Source organism: Mycobacterium sp. IS-1742 (assembly GCF_001500125.1).
In the GTDB taxonomy this organism is placed as follows: domain Bacteria; phylum Actinomycetota; class Actinomycetes; order Mycobacteriales; family Mycobacteriaceae; genus Mycobacterium.
The window spans coordinates 1-15,847 of record NZ_LQIV01000019.1; the positions used below are offsets into that span (position 1 = coordinate 1).

General features: G+C 68.1%; 11 protein-coding genes and 1 pseudogene. All 12 read right to left on the minus strand.

Translation table 11 applies throughout. The annotated features are described in order from the left end of the window. A pseudogene (locus AU196_RS25540) lies at positions 1-137 on the minus strand (HNH endonuclease); the annotation flags it as partial. A 180-nt stretch (positions 138-317) separates the two neighbouring features. After that, complete coding sequence (locus tag AU196_RS26110; protein ID WP_231737555.1) at positions 318-1,139, minus strand: EspK C-terminal domain-containing protein; 822 nt, start codon at positions 1,137-1,139, stop codon at positions 318-320. 1,505 nt (positions 1,140-2,644) lie between these two features. Beyond that, positions 2,645-3,595: an ESX-1 system-associated protein gene (locus tag AU196_RS13165; RefSeq protein ID WP_231737556.1), complete on the minus strand. Its 951-nt coding sequence runs from the start codon at positions 3,593-3,595 to the stop codon at positions 2,645-2,647. A gap of 265 nt (positions 3,596-3,860) precedes the next feature. Beyond that, positions 3,861-4,676 (minus strand): hypothetical protein, encoded by an 816-nt coding sequence (locus tag AU196_RS13170; protein WP_231737557.1) that lies wholly within the window; start codon positions 4,674-4,676, stop codon positions 3,861-3,863. Positions 4,677-4,865: 189 nt separating this feature from the next. Further along, positions 4,866-6,224 carry a Pup--protein ligase gene (gene pafA, locus AU196_RS13175; RefSeq protein WP_157530996.1) on the minus strand — a complete coding sequence of 453 codons (1,359 nt, stop codon included), beginning with the start codon at positions 6,222-6,224 and terminating at the stop codon, positions 4,866-4,868. An 87-nt stretch (positions 6,225-6,311) separates the two neighbouring features. Further along, the gene (locus AU196_RS13180) at positions 6,312-7,100 is read right to left on the minus strand and encodes an IclR family transcriptional regulator (protein WP_059095525.1); all 789 of its coding nucleotides are present in this window, start codon (positions 7,098-7,100) and stop codon (positions 6,312-6,314) included. Between the two features lie 10 nt (positions 7,101-7,110). Continuing rightward, positions 7,111-8,943, minus strand: a complete 1,833-nt coding sequence (locus AU196_RS13185; RefSeq protein WP_059095526.1) for a putative nucleotidyltransferase substrate binding domain-containing protein — start codon at positions 8,941-8,943, stop codon at positions 7,111-7,113. Next, entirely contained in the window at positions 8,940-10,475 is a 1,536-nt protein-coding gene (locus tag AU196_RS13190) for a GMC family oxidoreductase (protein WP_059095527.1), read from the minus strand. Before AU196_RS13190 ends, AU196_RS13185 begins: the two co-directional genes overlap by 4 nt. Then, on the minus strand, positions 10,468-12,033 hold the full coding sequence (locus tag AU196_RS13195; protein ID WP_059095528.1) for an APC family permease: 1,566 nt from the start codon (positions 12,031-12,033) through the stop codon (positions 10,468-10,470). Before AU196_RS13195 ends, AU196_RS13190 begins: the two co-directional genes overlap by 8 nt. Before the next feature lie 19 nt (positions 12,034-12,052). Beyond that, on the minus strand, positions 12,053-13,555 hold the full coding sequence (locus tag AU196_RS13200; RefSeq protein WP_059095529.1) for an aldehyde dehydrogenase family protein: 1,503 nt from the start codon (positions 13,553-13,555) through the stop codon (positions 12,053-12,055). A gap of 3 nt (positions 13,556-13,558) precedes the next feature. Then, positions 13,559-14,716, minus strand: coding sequence for an aromatic ring-hydroxylating oxygenase subunit alpha (locus AU196_RS13205; protein ID WP_059095530.1), 1,158 nt, complete (start codon positions 14,714-14,716; stop codon positions 13,559-13,561). Further along, the gene (gene solA, locus AU196_RS13210; RefSeq protein ID WP_059095531.1) at positions 14,713-15,846 is read right to left on the minus strand and encodes an N-methyl-L-tryptophan oxidase; all 1,134 of its coding nucleotides are present in this window, start codon (positions 15,844-15,846) and stop codon (positions 14,713-14,715) included. Before solA ends, AU196_RS13205 begins: the two co-directional genes overlap by 4 nt. Position 15,847 lies beyond the last annotated feature (1 nt).

Consider the following 15,847-nt stretch of genomic DNA (forward strand, 5'->3'; position numbering starts at 1 on the left):
ATTTCGGCGGCGATCTCCACGATGCGGCCGTCGATGGCGTTGCGCTGACCGGCCAGCTCGGACAGTTCCTCGAACAGTGCCTCCAGCCGCGCAGCACTCGGCGTGCTCGGGACGAAACACGGTGCGCTCGAGGGCATGACTACATACAAGCAGAGGGGTACGACAAATCTGAGGCCCGTGGACCTCGCTTCCCAACGCCACGCGCTGCAGCGATGCCACCGCCCGTGTCCCACTTCGTCTTGCGACTTGTCGGCCGGCGCGAACGTTCGCAGTGGCCATTTCGTCAGTCGCTATCGCGCATCAACGCAATGCTCCGATTACTGTTTGACGACGATGGCGTCGCTGCTCACCACGCTGATGTGTTGCCAGTACACCCAATCGGCGATTGCCGCGCGCTGTGTCTCGGCATCGGCCGCCGTTTGCGCTCTGTGCAGGGCAAGCTCTTGCGCGTGGTTGGCGTAGTGGACCATCGCTTCGAGATGCGCAGGTCCGCGATCATCGGACGTGCTCATCAGCGGCTTCATCACGTCGAACCACAGCATCCTCGAATTGTCGGCGGGCGGAGTCGCGTCTGCGGGCGCGGGCGGCAGGAGCTCAGCGAGCATCGGGTCCCCGACTGAGTCGAGTTGGCGTGCAGCGTCCGGTGCGATGACCTCGAGACGGGAACGGCCCGACATGTCACCTCGCTCGGGGATGTCCTCGGGTTTGAGGATGACGCGCGCTGCGCCCGGATCGAACCCGTCGAACTGATCGGCCGTCGCGATCACGGCGCGCAAAGGGTTGTCGTGGTGCTGGGCCCATCCGTGCAGCGCGAGCATGGGGAACGTCGCCCACTTCGCGCGGTCCTCGATCGGGATCGACTCGTCGGCGCTGACCATCTTCACGCCCTCGGGCAGTTTCACCCCTCCCGGGATGTAGCCGATGCCGTAGCTGTTGGCGACGAGGATGGCGCCGTCCTTGGTGACGCCCGTCGCCCAATAGAAGCCGAAATCCGTTGACTCGGCGGCGTTTAGCGCTGCGGCAACGCGACGAGCGACTTGCACGGGGTCACCGCTGGACGGTCGTCGCATGGAAGCGGCGATAGCGTCGCGCTCGGCGCGTGCCGCCGACACCGGCACCGGAGCGGGCGCTCCGACCACCGACCCGGCGCTTGAGGCCGCAGGCGCCACGGGAGGTGGCGCGGCGGACGCGGGTACGACCGGCGCGGCGGGCGCCGGTGTAGGGGGCGGACCCAACGGCATCGGAGGCGGAGGCATAGGCGGACCACCACCGGCCATCGGCACACCGCCGCCGGCCGACGGCGGAGCGACGGGTGCGACTGGAGCGTGAGCCGCTTGGCTCGTCACCGGATTTGCGGGAGCAGCCGGAGCGGGCGCTGCGACGTCCGCCGGCGCGGCCGGTGCGGCCATCGGCGCGGAGGTGGGTTGCATCGGAGGTCCGATGTTCGACAAGGTTTCGGCGATCGGTGGGGACTGGTAGGACGGCTGCCCCCCGCTGCCGGAGGCCAGACCCGAGGCGCCCTTGGTCGGATCGATGCTTGGCTGGTCGCCCGCAGGGGACGGGCTGTCGCCGATCGGGCTGCTCGAGGTGTCGCCTCCCAACGACCCGCCACCGCCGCCGACCCCGGATGAAGCGCCACCGCCGGTCGAACCGCCGCCTCCGCCGAGACTTGGCACTCCGCTGGGCGACGACGGTTGGGTACCGCTAAGCGGCGACCCTAAAGACCCGGTAGGTGGTGGCGGACCCGTGGCGACGCCGCCAACAGGTTGAGAAGCCGACCTCGGCGGAGTTGAGGGGCCGGGCACGTTGGGCCGAGCGGGAGGCACGTACGCCCCCGTAGTCTCGCCAGACTGTCCCGTTCGCAAATGATTCGCCCCAGGATGTGCAACCGTCGCGAGCGGGGGTGACGTCGCTTGGGGCCCCGCACTTTCCTCAGTCTGGGACGTCCTTGCTGACCCACTCGCTCCGAGCGGAGCCGAACCTGACGGCGGCGCGAAGAAGTCGGCGCCATGCGTTTCTCCACGTTGGCCATCTCGGCTTATTCTGCTGACTAATTGAACGCGATCAGAATCCTCCTCACGGCTTGGCTCCGCCACCGGGCCTTGTTCATCCTCCTCGTCAAACGGGGCCTGCGGCGGAAGGGGTTTGCCTCCAAGCCCTACGGCGAGCGTGTTTATTGTTTCGAGGTTCTCGAAGTATTTGGTATTCACCAAGGCGTGTACCTGTTGGGTGGGGTCCGTACCCGCCCTCGCTGCCTCGTCCTCGATATCGCGAATCTGCTCTTGTCCGTCTCTGACGTTCTTAGTGACAGTTTCTTTCGCGCCAACGATATTCGTTGCAGCTTCATCGCACCAAGAGATCGCTTCGCGGAGTCGCTGCTCATGCTCGCTCATCGACCTGGTGCAGTCGTCCACTCTGCCCCCGGCTTTCGTCGCACCTGCACCTTGCCAGACATACTCGCCATTAAATAGTGATGCCTGGTTCAACTGCCAACTCTGCCGAGCGCCCGTCATCGCGGACAAAGTCTGATTCAGTTCGCTCGCGCGCTCCTTGAAAACGATTTCGTCAGTTTCCGGCCAGGCGCCGTTGCTCGTCATCTCCGTTGCGAAACGTCCAGATGGCCGTTCGACGCCCGCACGGCCAATCATTGTGTTGCCTTACACGCGCTGTCTACGACTCGAACTAAGAAAGTGGCTGACTGCGCGAGAAAATTGTCATTGGGGTCGTAAGTGGGTATGGCTTCAGCGAAGCCGCGCCGGTATTGTGCGCCCAGACTAGCGAAATCTCCAAGCACTGCGTTTTCGCTTTCCTGTCCCAGCTTAACCAACTCATCGGCGTTCGCGTCCATCACACGAGCCGCGTCCTCGTTGATTCTCTGTTGTTCGAGACTCCAGTCGCTTGCCGGCACAGCTGGATCTAGTGCCACCCAATCTGCAGTTTCATCGCCGAACCTGATGACCATGTCACCCCACTTCTCACATACCGGGTTGACCCGCTCCAGGAACCGGGTAGGCGACGCAGGATCGCCGATAGGTGCGGTGGCGGTCGGTGGTGAAGGCGTGGAAAGCAGCGGCGCGATTGCAGCCGCGGAATCGTAATCGATGGCGGAACAGATGTTCGCCGTGGCGGTCACCAAAGAATCCGTCGTGAAAGCTAAATGCCGATCTGGTTCGTCGTACTCGGGGATCGTCGAAACAAAGGCGGCCGAATATGCGATAAATTGCTGATACAGCTCGCGCATGACGCGATGCGGGGTGCTTCTCGCCAAATTAGCAGCCTGGTCGGCAGCTCGGCTCATCGCGTCCCCCACTGCTTCATACATAGAGCGCTGGTCCGACGTCCACGCTGAGGCAGGTAACTGGGGATCCCTTTTCTCCCAGCCGACGGCCTTCGTCTTGTCTACGAATTCTCGCGCCACCTTCCCCCAGGCGTCGCACGTCGGGTCCTCGGTGATGATGTTGACCGGTCCGGTGTCGTTGGCACTCGCGAACTCCGACGCCTGCCCGTCCCCCGGCGGCGTCGGCGAACTCCCGCCTGAACCGTCGCGCGTCACCAAGATCGTCAGCGTCACCGCCAGCGCGACGACCAGCAACACGATTACCCCGCCAAGAATCCACTTCCCCTTGCCACCCTTCTGCGGTGGCGGACCGGGGGGCGAGCCACCCCACTGCGGTTGCTGCGGCGGCGGGCCCCACGGCGGCGGCCCACTGAACTGCCCCTCACCCGCACCCGGCTGCTGGCCACCCCACTGCGGCTGACCTCCGTACTGCGGCTGGCCGCCATAGGGCGGCTGGCCACCGTACGGATTCGGAGGGGGAGGCAGACTCATATGCGCACCTTCGCGTCAGAAACACTCACGGTCACAACACAATCGACGAATCGGCAGGCCTGGTGGGCGCCGGCTTCGGGCCGGGCGGCGTGGGCTCCGGCGCCGCAGCAGCGTCCGGTGTCTCCGGAGCCGCGTGCCGCGGCACGTACTCGGGTGCCCGCTCCCCTGTCCCCTCGGCCGGCGCCGCGCCCTCCTGCTCCCGCTCCTCGGCCGGCACGTCTTCCTTCTCGCGCAGTTCGTCTTCGAGTGTCGCCTTCTCGTCCTTCTCGGCGCCGTCCGTCTCACCGAACTGGCTCGTCATCTGGCCGACCTGCTGCATTCCGCTCTGAACGCCCTGCATGATCCCCTGCGGGATCTGCATCGCCATCCCGGCGAGCTGCATCGGGATCTGAGCGGCCTGCTGCGCCAACTGCATCGGCATGCCCATCATCTGGCCCATGTCCTGGCCCGCGCCCGCGCCTCCCCCACCTGCCGCACCGGTCGCAGTGCCGACGGCACCGGCGCCGGCACCGCCACCCGCAGCGCCACCACCGCCCGCAGCTTGGGCGCCGTCCAATTCCGCCAGCGCCTTGCGCACCTGATCGGCGATCTGCTGATCGCTCTGCTCGTAGAGCGCGGCGGCTCTGATGATGTTCTCCGCCGTCGCCAGCGCTTCGGCCTTCGTCTTCGGCATGCCCTCGATGAGGGGCAACTCGACCTCGTTGGTCCGGGCGGCCAGCGCGAGCGAGAGCGCATCCGTGCCCGTGGTCACCAGCGGCTGCAGCGGCTCCGGAATCGCCTGTGCGCCGCTGACCAGACCGTTCCCCCCGTTAGCCAGCTCACCGGTGTTGACTCTCAACTCGGTCATCGCCACCCCCACTCACCCAGCGCGCGAAGGCCTGCCGTCGAACCGCCCAGCAAGTGCTTCGCCGACAAGATCAAACCCTCATCTGCCTCGGGACACGTCTCGACCACCCGTTTCACGAATCGTCCAGCAAATGTTACCTGAGCAGGGCTCGACCCCACCGCACGAAATTCGGCGCCGGTGGGGCAGGGACTACATGCTGGCGATGAGCCGCTTGACCCGTTCGTCGACCGAGCGGAAGGGGTCCTTGCACAGGACCGTGCGCTGCGCCTGGTCGTTGAGCTTGAGGTGCACCCAGTCGACCGTGAAGTCCCGGCCGGCTTCCTGTGCCGCGCTGATGAACTCACCGCGCAGCTTCGCGCGCGTGGTCTGCGGCGGCGTGTCCACGGCGGCGTCGATGTCCTCGTCGGTGGTGATGCGCGCCGCCAGGCCCTTGCGCTGCAACAGGTCGAACACCCCGCGGCCGCGCTTGATGTCGTGGTAGGCCAGGTCGAGTTGGCTGATCTTCGGGTCGGACAGCTCCATGTTGTAGCGGTCCTGGTAGCGCTGGAACAGCTTGCGCTTGATCACCCAGTCGATCTCGGTGTCGACCTTCGCGAAGTCCTGACTCTCCACCGCGTCGAGCTGGCGGCCCCACAGGTCCACGACCTGCTCGATCTGCGAGTTCGGCTCCCGCGTCTGAAGGTAGTCGACGGCGCGCGAGTAGTACTCGCGCTGGATGTCGAGCGCGCTGGCCTGCCGCCCGCCGGCCAGCCGCACCGGCCGCCGACCCGTCAGGTCGTGGCTGACCTCGCGGATCGCCCGGATCGGGTTGTCCAGCGAGAAGTCGCGGAACGGCACGCCCGCCTCGATCATCTCCAACACCAGCGAGGCCGTGCCCACCTTCAGCATGGTGGTGGACTCGCACATGTTCGAGTCGCCGACGATCACGTGCAGCCGTCGGTACTTCTCGGCGTCGGCGTGCGGTTCGTCGCGGGTGTTGATGATCGGCCGGGACCGGGTGGTCGCCGAGGAGACGCCCTCCCAGATGTGCTCGGCGCGCTGGCTCAGGCAGAACGTCGCGGCCTTGGGCGTCTGCAGCACCTTGCCCGCACCGCAGATCAACTGCCGGGTCACCAGGAACGGCAACAGCACGTCGGAGATCCGGGAGAACTCACCGGCGCGGACGATCAGGTAGTTCTCGTGGCAGCCGTACGAGTTGCCCGCCGAGTCGGTGTTGTTCTTGAACAGGTAGATGTCGCCGCCGATGCCCTCGTCGGCCAACCGCTGCTCGGCATCGATGAGCAGGTCTTCGAGCACCCGCTCGCCGGCCCGGTCATGGGTGACCAACTGGATCAGGTTGTCGCATTCGGCCGTGGCGTACTCCGGGTGGGACCCGACGTCGAGATACAACCGCGCGCCATTGCGCAGAAAGACGTTCGAACTGCGGCCCCACGACACCACCCGCCGGAACAGATATCGGGCGACCTCGTCCGGACTCAACCGGCGGTGGCCATGGAACGTGCAGGTCACGCCGAATTCGGTCTCGATCCCCATGATTCGTCGCTGCACCTCATCGAGCTTACGGGTTTGTCCCCGGTCTCGGCAGGCAAGGCGCCCGATGACGCGCCGTCGACGTGACACCGACGGGTCGGTCTGTCACACCGTGTCGGGGTCGATCCAGCCCAGTCGCCGGCTGATGGCGTCGGCGGCGGCGACGGTCTGTTTGGCGACCTCGCCGAACTTGGCCTCACCCAGCCGGTACGACGGCCCCGACACACTCAGCGCGGCGACGACGCGGGAGTTCGCATCCCGGACCGGTGCGGCGACCGCGTTGAGGCCCACCTCGAGCTCCTCGGTGACGCTGGCCCACCCGCGGTCGCGGACCTCGGCCAGCTCGGTCAGCAGCCGGGCCACCGTCGCGATGGTGGCCGGGGTGAACGACGCCAGCGGATCGGTCAGCCGCGTCCGCACCTCGGCGACGTCGAGCCCGGCCAGCAGCACCTTGCCACTCGACGTCGCGTGCGCCGGGCAGCTCTGCCCCACCCAGGTCCGCAGCGTGATCTCGCCGGGACCGATGGACTCGACGATGTTGACGATGCGGTTCTCGTCGAGGATGGCGACGTTCGTGGTCTCGCCGAGCGCCTCCGTCAGGCCGTCGCACACGTCCTGACTGAGCCGCCCCAGGTCGAGGTGGCCGCTGCTGGCGCGCGCCAACCGGGCGATCGCGAAGCCGAGCCGGTACTTGCCCCGGCCGGACACCTGCTCGACGTAACCGCGCGACTCCAGCACCGCGATCAGACGCGAGACGGTCGACTTGTGCACGTCGAGCGCGGTGGCGATCTCGGTGACCCCGGCCTGACCGGCCTTGGCGAGGATCTCCAGGACGACGAGTGCGCGGTCGACGGACTGCACCGCCGCGGCCGGCCTGTCGTCATCCCTGGGCATCGGCGTCAGCCTAAACCGGTGGGATGCCGGTTTGGCGCAGCCGCCGCTGCACGGCGGCGATCTCCCGCAGGCCTTCGTTGAGCAGGCTCCGGTTGAGCGGCGACAACTCCGACATCGTGATGACGTCACCGGGGGTGTGCCCGGCGGCGAGTTGCTCGACCTGATGGGTCATGCGCAGGCGCTGCAGCATGAGGAAGACGTCGCACAGGGTGGTGGCGTCCTGGCTGCTGATGGCCCGGGCCTGCGCGGCGGCCGCCAGCCGCGCCGGTGTGGTCGCAGTCGTCACACCGGCCGTCAGACCACCCCACCTGGCCAGGTTGACGATCGGCGTGACGGCGTGGCTCTTGAGGTCGAAGGTGCCGCCGCGGCGGGCGAGCACGTCACGTAGCGAGCGCGTGCGCACGCGGCCCGACACGGCGTCGAGCAGTTGCAGCCGCAGCGCCTCGGGATGGTCCCGCAGCCGGCGGTACGCCGTCGGCACGGTGTGCAGCGCCGGGTCTCCCCAGACCACCCGGGCGTCGATCATCAACGAGGACATGATCAGGCCGCGGTCGCGCAGCGGATGGTCCAGCCAGCCCTGCGCCGCGGTCGACCACTGCGAGGCCGACCGGGAGAACCCGGGTTGGGTGGCGACGGCGCCGTTGGAGTCCGACGGCAACCCGCAGCCGTCGAGGATCGCGTGGGTGCGGGCCGCCACCTCCCGCAGTTGCGCCGCCTCCCAGCGGGGTTCGTCGCGCCACGACAGCGCGCTGTCCACGTCGGACGACGGCATCGCCTCCCGCCTGGCCACACTGCCCAGCGTGAGCCATGCGAATCCGTCCACGCTGCAACCGGTTTCGGACAAGGCGAGCTCGAGCGCGCGGTGTACCAGACTGTCGACGACGACCGACAGGATCGCACTGGTCGCCGACGCCTTCGTCCCGTTGCGGAACAGGTCACCCGCGATGCGCCGCACCCGCTGTCCGGCGCGCTGCAATTCGCGGGCGTCCACGGCCGAACCGATCGCCCGGCGCAGCAGGAAACTCTGCCGCGCCGACGCCGCGAGCAGGTCGGCGTCCTCGAGCACGCCGACGACGTCACCGCGGCCGGTCAGCACCGGCATGTGCCGCACACCGCTCTCGAGCATCTCCATGAGCACCGTCTCGGCGGTCAGGTCGGCGGTGACCGTGCGCGCCGGGGCGCTCATCACGCGGCTGATCTCCACGTCGACGGGCAGCCCCGCCGCGACCACCCGGGTTCGCAGGTCCCGGTCGGTGAAGATGCCCAGACCCCCGTCGGGCAACCAGATCAACGCGTACGACACGCGGTGGCAGGTCATCTGGGTGACGGCCTCACGCACGGTGGTGTGCGGGGGGACGGTCAGGACGTCCCCGGCGACCATCTCGCCGACCGCCTGACCGGCCGATGCCGCGGGCGGGCGCGCGGCCGTGGTCGCGGCCCACGCCGACGACGCCAGGAACGCCAGCCCGGCCGGGCTGGCGAACTGCGACCGCACCAGCGCGGAGGGGAGCCGAATCAACCTGCTCGGCAACGCCGTACGGGCCTGGAACTGCATCTCGCCGCCCACGAGCATCGGGGTGTATCCGAAGATCCCGCCCGGATCGACGGTGTCGATCAGCGCGCCGTCCACGCTGGCGTGCAGGGTGACCTGCCCGTCGAAGACCATCCACACGCCGTCCGGGACCCCGCTGGCGTAGTCGGCGACCACGGCGCCCGGGGGGAACTCCTCGACACGGGCGCCGTCGGCCAGCCGGTCGAGCTCCTCGTCGGGCATCGACTGGAAGGGAGTGTGCCCGGCGAGGAACGCCCGGACCGCGTCGTCGGTCGAGCCCGCGGAGGTCATGACGCTCGGATCAGGTCAGCACATTTCTCCGCCATCGTCATGACGGTGATGTTCGGGTTGACCGCGGGCAGTTTCGGCATCGCGGAGGCGTCGACCACCCGAAGCCGCGACACCCCCTTGACCCGCAGTTGCGGGTCCAGAACCGCCATCGGATCGCCGGTGGCGCCCATCCGCGCGGTCGCCGCGGGGTGGTAGACGGTGTTGTGGCACTGGTGGATGTAGTCGAGCAGTTCGTCGTCGGTGGTGGCGTCCGGCCCCGGCGCCAGTTCCCGCTGCACCCACGGCGCCAGCGGAGCCTGCTCGGCGATCGAGCGCGCCAGCTTCACCCCGGCCAGCATGATGCGCTCGTCGTAGCCGTCGGGGTCGGTGAAGTACCGCGGGTCGACGCGTGCGCGGTCGCGGAAGTCGCGGCTGCGCAGCCGTACCGTGCCCCGGCTGCGGCCCTGGGTCACGTTGGGCGTCAGGCAGAATCCGTTGTCGGTCGTGGGGTAGCCACGCCGCAGGGTGTTCATGTCGAACGGCACGCTGCCGTAGTGCATCATCAGGTCGGGTTGCGTCACTCCCTCGTCGAGGGTGGTGAACAGCCCGATCTCCCACCATTGCGTGGAGGCGGTCACCATGGGCCTGGCGGCCTCCCAGAACACCAGACCCTCGACGTGGTCGTCGAGGTTCGCCCCCACCCCCGGGGAGTCGACGCGCACCGGGATGCCGATCTCCCGCAAGTGCGCGGTGGGCCCGATCCCGGAGAGCATCAACAGCTTCGGGGTGTCGATCGCGCCGGCGCACACGATGACCTCCCGCCGCGCCGTGACGGTGTCGTAACCGGTCAGATCGGGGCGTTGGTAGCGCACCCCGGTCGCGGCGTTCGCTCCTGGTGTGTCGCTGTCGAACAGGATCTCGGCGATCCAGCAGTCGGTGCGCACCTCGAGGTTGCGCCTGGTGTCGAGGATCGGGTGCAGGAACGCGTGTGAGGTGGAGTTGCGGATGCCGTCTTCGCCGGCGTTGATCTGGAACCATCCGGCGCCGTTGCGGACCGTCTCACCGCGATTGAAGGCGACGGTCGGCATACCCATCGACGCGGCCGCCTCCAGCACCGCGGCACCGCACGGATCGTCGGGCGGGACGTCGCGCAATTGGACGGTCTTGGTCAATCTGTCGGTCAGCGGCAGGATCTCGGCGGCGCTCCAGCCATCGGCGCCCATGGTCACCCATTCGTCCAGCGCCTCGGCAGGCGGCCAGAACGCGATGCACGAGTTGTGCGACGAACAGCCGCCGAGCACGCGGGCCCGCGCATGCCGCATGAACGAGTTGCCGCGCTCCTGCGGTTCGATCGGATAGTCCCAGTCATAGCCCGAGTCGAGCAGGTGCATCCAGTCGGCGAGCACCAGGATCCTGTCGTCGCCGACGTCGGTCGGCCCGGCTTCGATCAGACAGACCGTGACGCCGGGGTCCTCCGACAGCCGCGCGGCCAGGACACAACCGGCGGTGCCGCCGCCGGCGATCACGTAGTCGAACGTGCCGGTGTCAGCCATCGAGGGCGGCCTCGTTTTTCGTTGTCGCCGCGTGGGATTCGAGGCACCCGATGTGGTGGCGGCCCTTGACCGCGTACCACAGCAGGCCCGCGCCCAGGATGACGCCGATGTACACGAACGCGCCCCAGGTGTTGTACCAGGGCTCCCCGTACACCGCGGCGCGCGGCCACGCCAGGTTGAGCGCCATACCGATTCCCCACACCACGGCGAAGATGTTCACCGGCAGACCCCAGCGGCCCATCGTGAAGTAGCCGCCGTCGGCGAGGTCCTTCGGCGGCCACTGCCCCTGCAGGCGTTTCTTGAGCAGCGGTCCGGTCACCATCAGATAGGCCAGGTAGATCATGATGATCGCGATCGATGTCAGCACCGTGAAGATCTTCGGCTGACCGATGTTGATGACGAGGATGAACACGGCGATGATGCCGATGGTCACCGCGGGCACGATCGGCGTCTGGGTCTTGGGGTTGACCGTCGCCAGCTTCTCGCCGAAGGGCAGCGCGTTGTCGCGCGCCATGGCGAATGTCAGCCGGATCGCGGCGGTGTGCACCGCGAGGGTGCACACGGTGACCGCGATGACGATGCAGACCAGGAACACCTTGCCGAGCGGACCCCACATCACCTGTTCGACGATGTACTGCAGTCCACCCGAGCTCTCACCGAGGGCGGGATCCTGTAGGTTCGGAGCGGCCATCACCGCGAAAACCAGGATGGCGCCGCCGATCACGAAGGAGGCCAGGATCGCGCGGGCGATGGCCTTGGGGGCGGTGCGGCGGGGTTCGACGGTCTCCTCCCCCAACGACGACGCGGTGTCGAAGCCGTACATGACGTACCCCGACGCCAGCGACGCCACCAGGAACGCTCCGAGGTATCCCATGCTCTCGTCGGCGCCGTATCCGTTCGCGGAGAAGAAGATGTCGGGGGCGTTCTGGACGTTGATGGCGAGCAGGAAGGCGATCAGCACGGCGGCGATCAGCTCGATGAACACCCCCGAACTGTTGATCATCGACATCAGCCGCACACCGAGCGCGTTGACCAGCGTGGTGAACAGGATCAGGATGGTGCCGAGCAGGACCGCGTTGGCGGCGTAGTCGTATTCGCCGGAGCCGTCGCCGATGATCTGGAATCCGCTCCACAGGCGCGGCAGGTTGAGCTGGTAGGCCAGCGCCACCGCGGAGATCGTCACGATGGACGCGGTGAGCATCAGCCACCCCGACGACCAGCCGACCAGGCGGCTCGCCAGCTTCTTGCTCCAGTTGTAGACCGATCCGGCGACAGGGTATTTCGCCGCCAGCTCCATGAAGCACAGCGCCACCGCCATCTGCCCGACGAACACGATCGGCCATGACCACAGGTAGGCCGGACCGGCGGTGCCGAAGCCGAAGTAGAACAGCTGGAACGTGCCGGTGAGGATCGAGATGTAGCTGACGCCTGCGGCGAAGCTGGCGAACTTGCCGATGCTGCGGTCCAGCGACTCCCGGTATCCGAAGTCGTCCAGGCCGCTGTCGGCCGACACATTCCCCGTCGCTCCGCTCGCCCCGGAAGGCTCCTTGATGACCATTGTGGTGTCCTTTCTGCGGTCAGCCCTTGAACCAACCGGCCTTCTGCGGCGCGACTCTGTGCCAGATATGTTTGATCTCTTGGTATTCCGCGAGCCCGGCGGGTCCGAGCTCGCGACCGTTGCCCGACTTGCCGTATCCGCCCCATTCCGCTGCGGCGGTGTAGTAACCGAAGTCGTTGAGCCATACCGTGCCGTGCCGCAAGGCCCGCACCACACGTTCGCCCCGCGCCGTGTCGGAAGTCCGCACACCGGCCGCGAGACCGTACTGCGTGTCGTTGCCGAGGAAGATCGCCTCGGACTCGTCGGTGAACCGCTCCACCGTCAGGATCGGCCCGAAGGTCTCTTCGGTGACGATCCGCATCGACCGGTCACACCGGTCGAAGATCGTGGGCAGGTAGAAACTGCCCTTGGACAACGCCGGGTCGCTGGGCCGCGCACCCCCGCAGACCAACTCGGCGCCCTCCGAGATACCCAGGGCCACATAGGCCTCCACCTTGGCGCGGTGCTGTTCGGACACCAGCGGACCGGTCTCGCTGGCGGGGTCCATTCCGTCGCCGACGCGGATCTTGGCGGCCCGCGCGGCCAGGTCGGCGACGAAGTCGTCGGCGATCGACTCCTCGACGATGAGCCGGGTCCCCGCCGAGCACACCTGCCCCGAATGCAGGAACACCCCGGTCAGGACCTGATCGACCGCCGTGTCGACCTGGCCCGCCTCCGCGACGTCGGCGAAGACGATGTGGGGGTTCTTGCCGCCGAGTTCGAGCGCCACCTTGGTGACGTGCTTGGCCGCGACCTCGGCGATGGTGCGCCCGGTGGCCACACCGCCGGTGAACGAGATGAAGTCGACGTCGGCGGTGTCGGTGAGCGCGCCGCCGAGGGTGGCGCCGCTGCCCTGGACGAGGTTCACCACACCGGCGGGCACGCCACATGCCGCGAAGGCCTCGTCGAGCAGCCGGGTGAACGCGATGGTGCTCAGCGGGGTGACCTCACTGGGTTTCATGACCATCGTGCATCCGGCGGCCAACGCCGGGGCCACCTTCCACGACATCTGCAGCAGTGGGTAGTTCCAGGGCGCGATGAGCACGCACACCCCGATGGGCTCGTGCACGACGCGGCTGACGACCGCCGGGTCGCCGACGTCGACGAGCCGGTCGGACTGCACGGCGATCAACCGCGCGTAGTAGCGGAACACCGAGGTGACGTCGTCGATGTCGATACGGCTCTCCGGCAGCGTCTTCCCCGTGTCACGGGTCTCCAGCAGCGCGAGGTCCTCCCTGTCGCGGACGAGCAGGTCGGCGATCCGGTCGAGCAGGGCCGCGCGTTCGGCGACGGGAGTGGCGGGCCAGGCGCCGTCGTCGAAGGCGTGCCGCGCGGCGGCGACGGCGGCGCGGGCGTCGTCCGGCGTCGCTTCGTCCACGGTGGCGGCGAGGCTGCCGTCGGCCGGGTTGACGATGTCGCGGGTACCGCCGTCACCGGCATGCCGCCAGGAACCTCCGATGTAGAGGTCCGGTCCACCGTCCATGGGTCAGCCCCTTGCGCCACCGTCCGACATGCCGAGACGGGACACTACCCACTGATGGAACTCCGCGAGGTGGTGTTCGGCGGGTACGAGCACACCGCCGTGCCGGTACGCCCGTGACGACATGGCCGGCTGCGTGCGTTCGCACGCCTCGAAATCCTGCTTGTTGACCCGGTGGAACAACTCGACCGAGCGTGTCACGTCGTGTCCGGCGGTCACGACGTCCGGTGCGTAGAGCCAGTCGCATTCGACGACGGTGCGGTCCGCCGCCAGCGGGTACATGCGGTGGAAGATGATGTGGTCGGGGACGAGGTTGACGAACACCGAGGGCCGCACGGTGATCGCGAAGTACCGCCGGTCCTGATCCCCCGACAGCCCGGGCAGGGTGCCGAATCCCGCCGACCCGTCGACGGTGAATCCGGCGACGTCCGAACCGAATTCGGCGCCGTGGCCCACGTAGGACTGGGCGGCCATGCCTCGCGCGAACTCGGGCAGCACGTCGACCAGCTCTGGGTGGATCGACGAGCAGTGGTAGCACTCCATGAAGTTCTCGACGATGAGCTTCCAGTTCGCGGCGACCTCGTAGACGATGCGGTGGCCGAGTCGGAGACCGTCCACGCCGTAGCGGTCGATGGTCCCGGCGTCGCCGAGCCGCAACGCCACCTCGCCCACGACGGTCTCCTCGAACGAGGGCGGCACGTCGGCCAGGCACACCCACGCATAACCCAGCCATTCGGTGAGCGCCACCGGCACCAGCCCGTACTCGTAGCGGTCGATCGCCGCACCGGTGTTGTCGGTGAGCGCCGCGATGTTCGGCGCGGCGACGAGCCGGCCGTCCAGCGCGTAGGTCCACGCGTGGTAGGGGCAGCGCAGCGTGCGCCGGACCTGGCCCTCGGGTTCGGTGCACAGTTGCGCGCCGCGATGCCGGCAGACGTTGAGGAACGCCCGGAGCATGCCGTCGCGGGCACGGACCACCAGCACGCTCTCCCGCCCGATCTGGATCTTCTTGAACTGTCCGGGCGCGGCGAGGTCGGCGGCGCGGACGGCGCACATCCAGGAGTCTTCGAAGATCCGGGCCTGTTCGGCGGCGAATACCGCGTCGCTGGTGTAGAACTCGCCGCCGAGGGTGGCGAGCAGGGTTGCGGACTGGTCGGTGGCGGTCATGCGGTCACCAGCCGGCGGGGATCGAAGAGGCCGATGGGATGGGCGGTGGCGCCGTTCGTGGCGAGGTCGGCGAGGATCTCGCCGACCACCGGCACGAACTTGAACCCGTGTCCCGAGAATCCGCATGCCACGGTCACATTGACGCTGTCGGGGTGACGGGCGATGACGAAGTGCTGGTCGGGGGTGTTCGAGTACATGCACGTCGCGGAGTGCACACAGGGCCCGTCCAGCGCGGGCAGCAGCTGTGCGACCTCGTCGCGCATCTCCCGGATCTCCTGTTCGTGCACGACGCGATCGATGGTGTCCGGTGTGCACACGATGCCCTTGCGGAAGAACGCGACCTTCACCCCTCCGCGCGGGCCGTCGATCGCCGGGAAACCGTAGATCTGCTCGGCGCGTTCGTTTTCGGCGATGAAGATGGGGTGGTCGGCGAACGGGTCGACGCCGCCGACCGGGTCGAGCCAGTACAGCACCTGACGCTCGACGGTGATGGGGATGCCGAACTCCGCGAGCAGTTGCGGCGCCCACGCGCCGGGGCAGATCACCAGCTGGCCCGCCGTGTACGTGCCGGCGGCGGTGGTCACGCGGACGCCGTCGGCGGTCTCCGACCACCCGGTGACCTCCTCGCCGAACCGCAAGGTGGCACCGGCCCGATCGGCGAGGTCCAGGTGGGCCTGCACAGTCGTCTCGGGGCGGGCGAACCCGGCCTTGGCCTCGTACAGCGCGATGTCACCGTGGCGGGGGGTGAAGTTCGGATAGCGGCCGCGGATCTCGCCGGCGTCGAGCACCTCGTGCGGCAGGCCCCACTGTCGGCTGGCGCGCAGACTGCCTGCGACGGTGAGGCAGTCGGGGGGCCCGATGAACAGGCCGCCGGTCAGCCGGTACACCTCGCGGGCGGAGTCGGCGGCGAGCCGGTCCCACAGGTCGTAGGCGCGCAGCAGCAGCGGAACGTAGGCGGGGTCCTCGAAGTAGGACTGCCGGATGATACGGGATCCGCCGTGGCTGGACCCCTTGTCGTGGGCCGGGGTGAACTTCTCCAGCCCGAGCACGCGCTGACCCCGGGCGGCCAGGTGATACGCAGCGGCGCTGCCCATACCGCCGAGGCCGATGACGATGACGTCGTAAGGCATC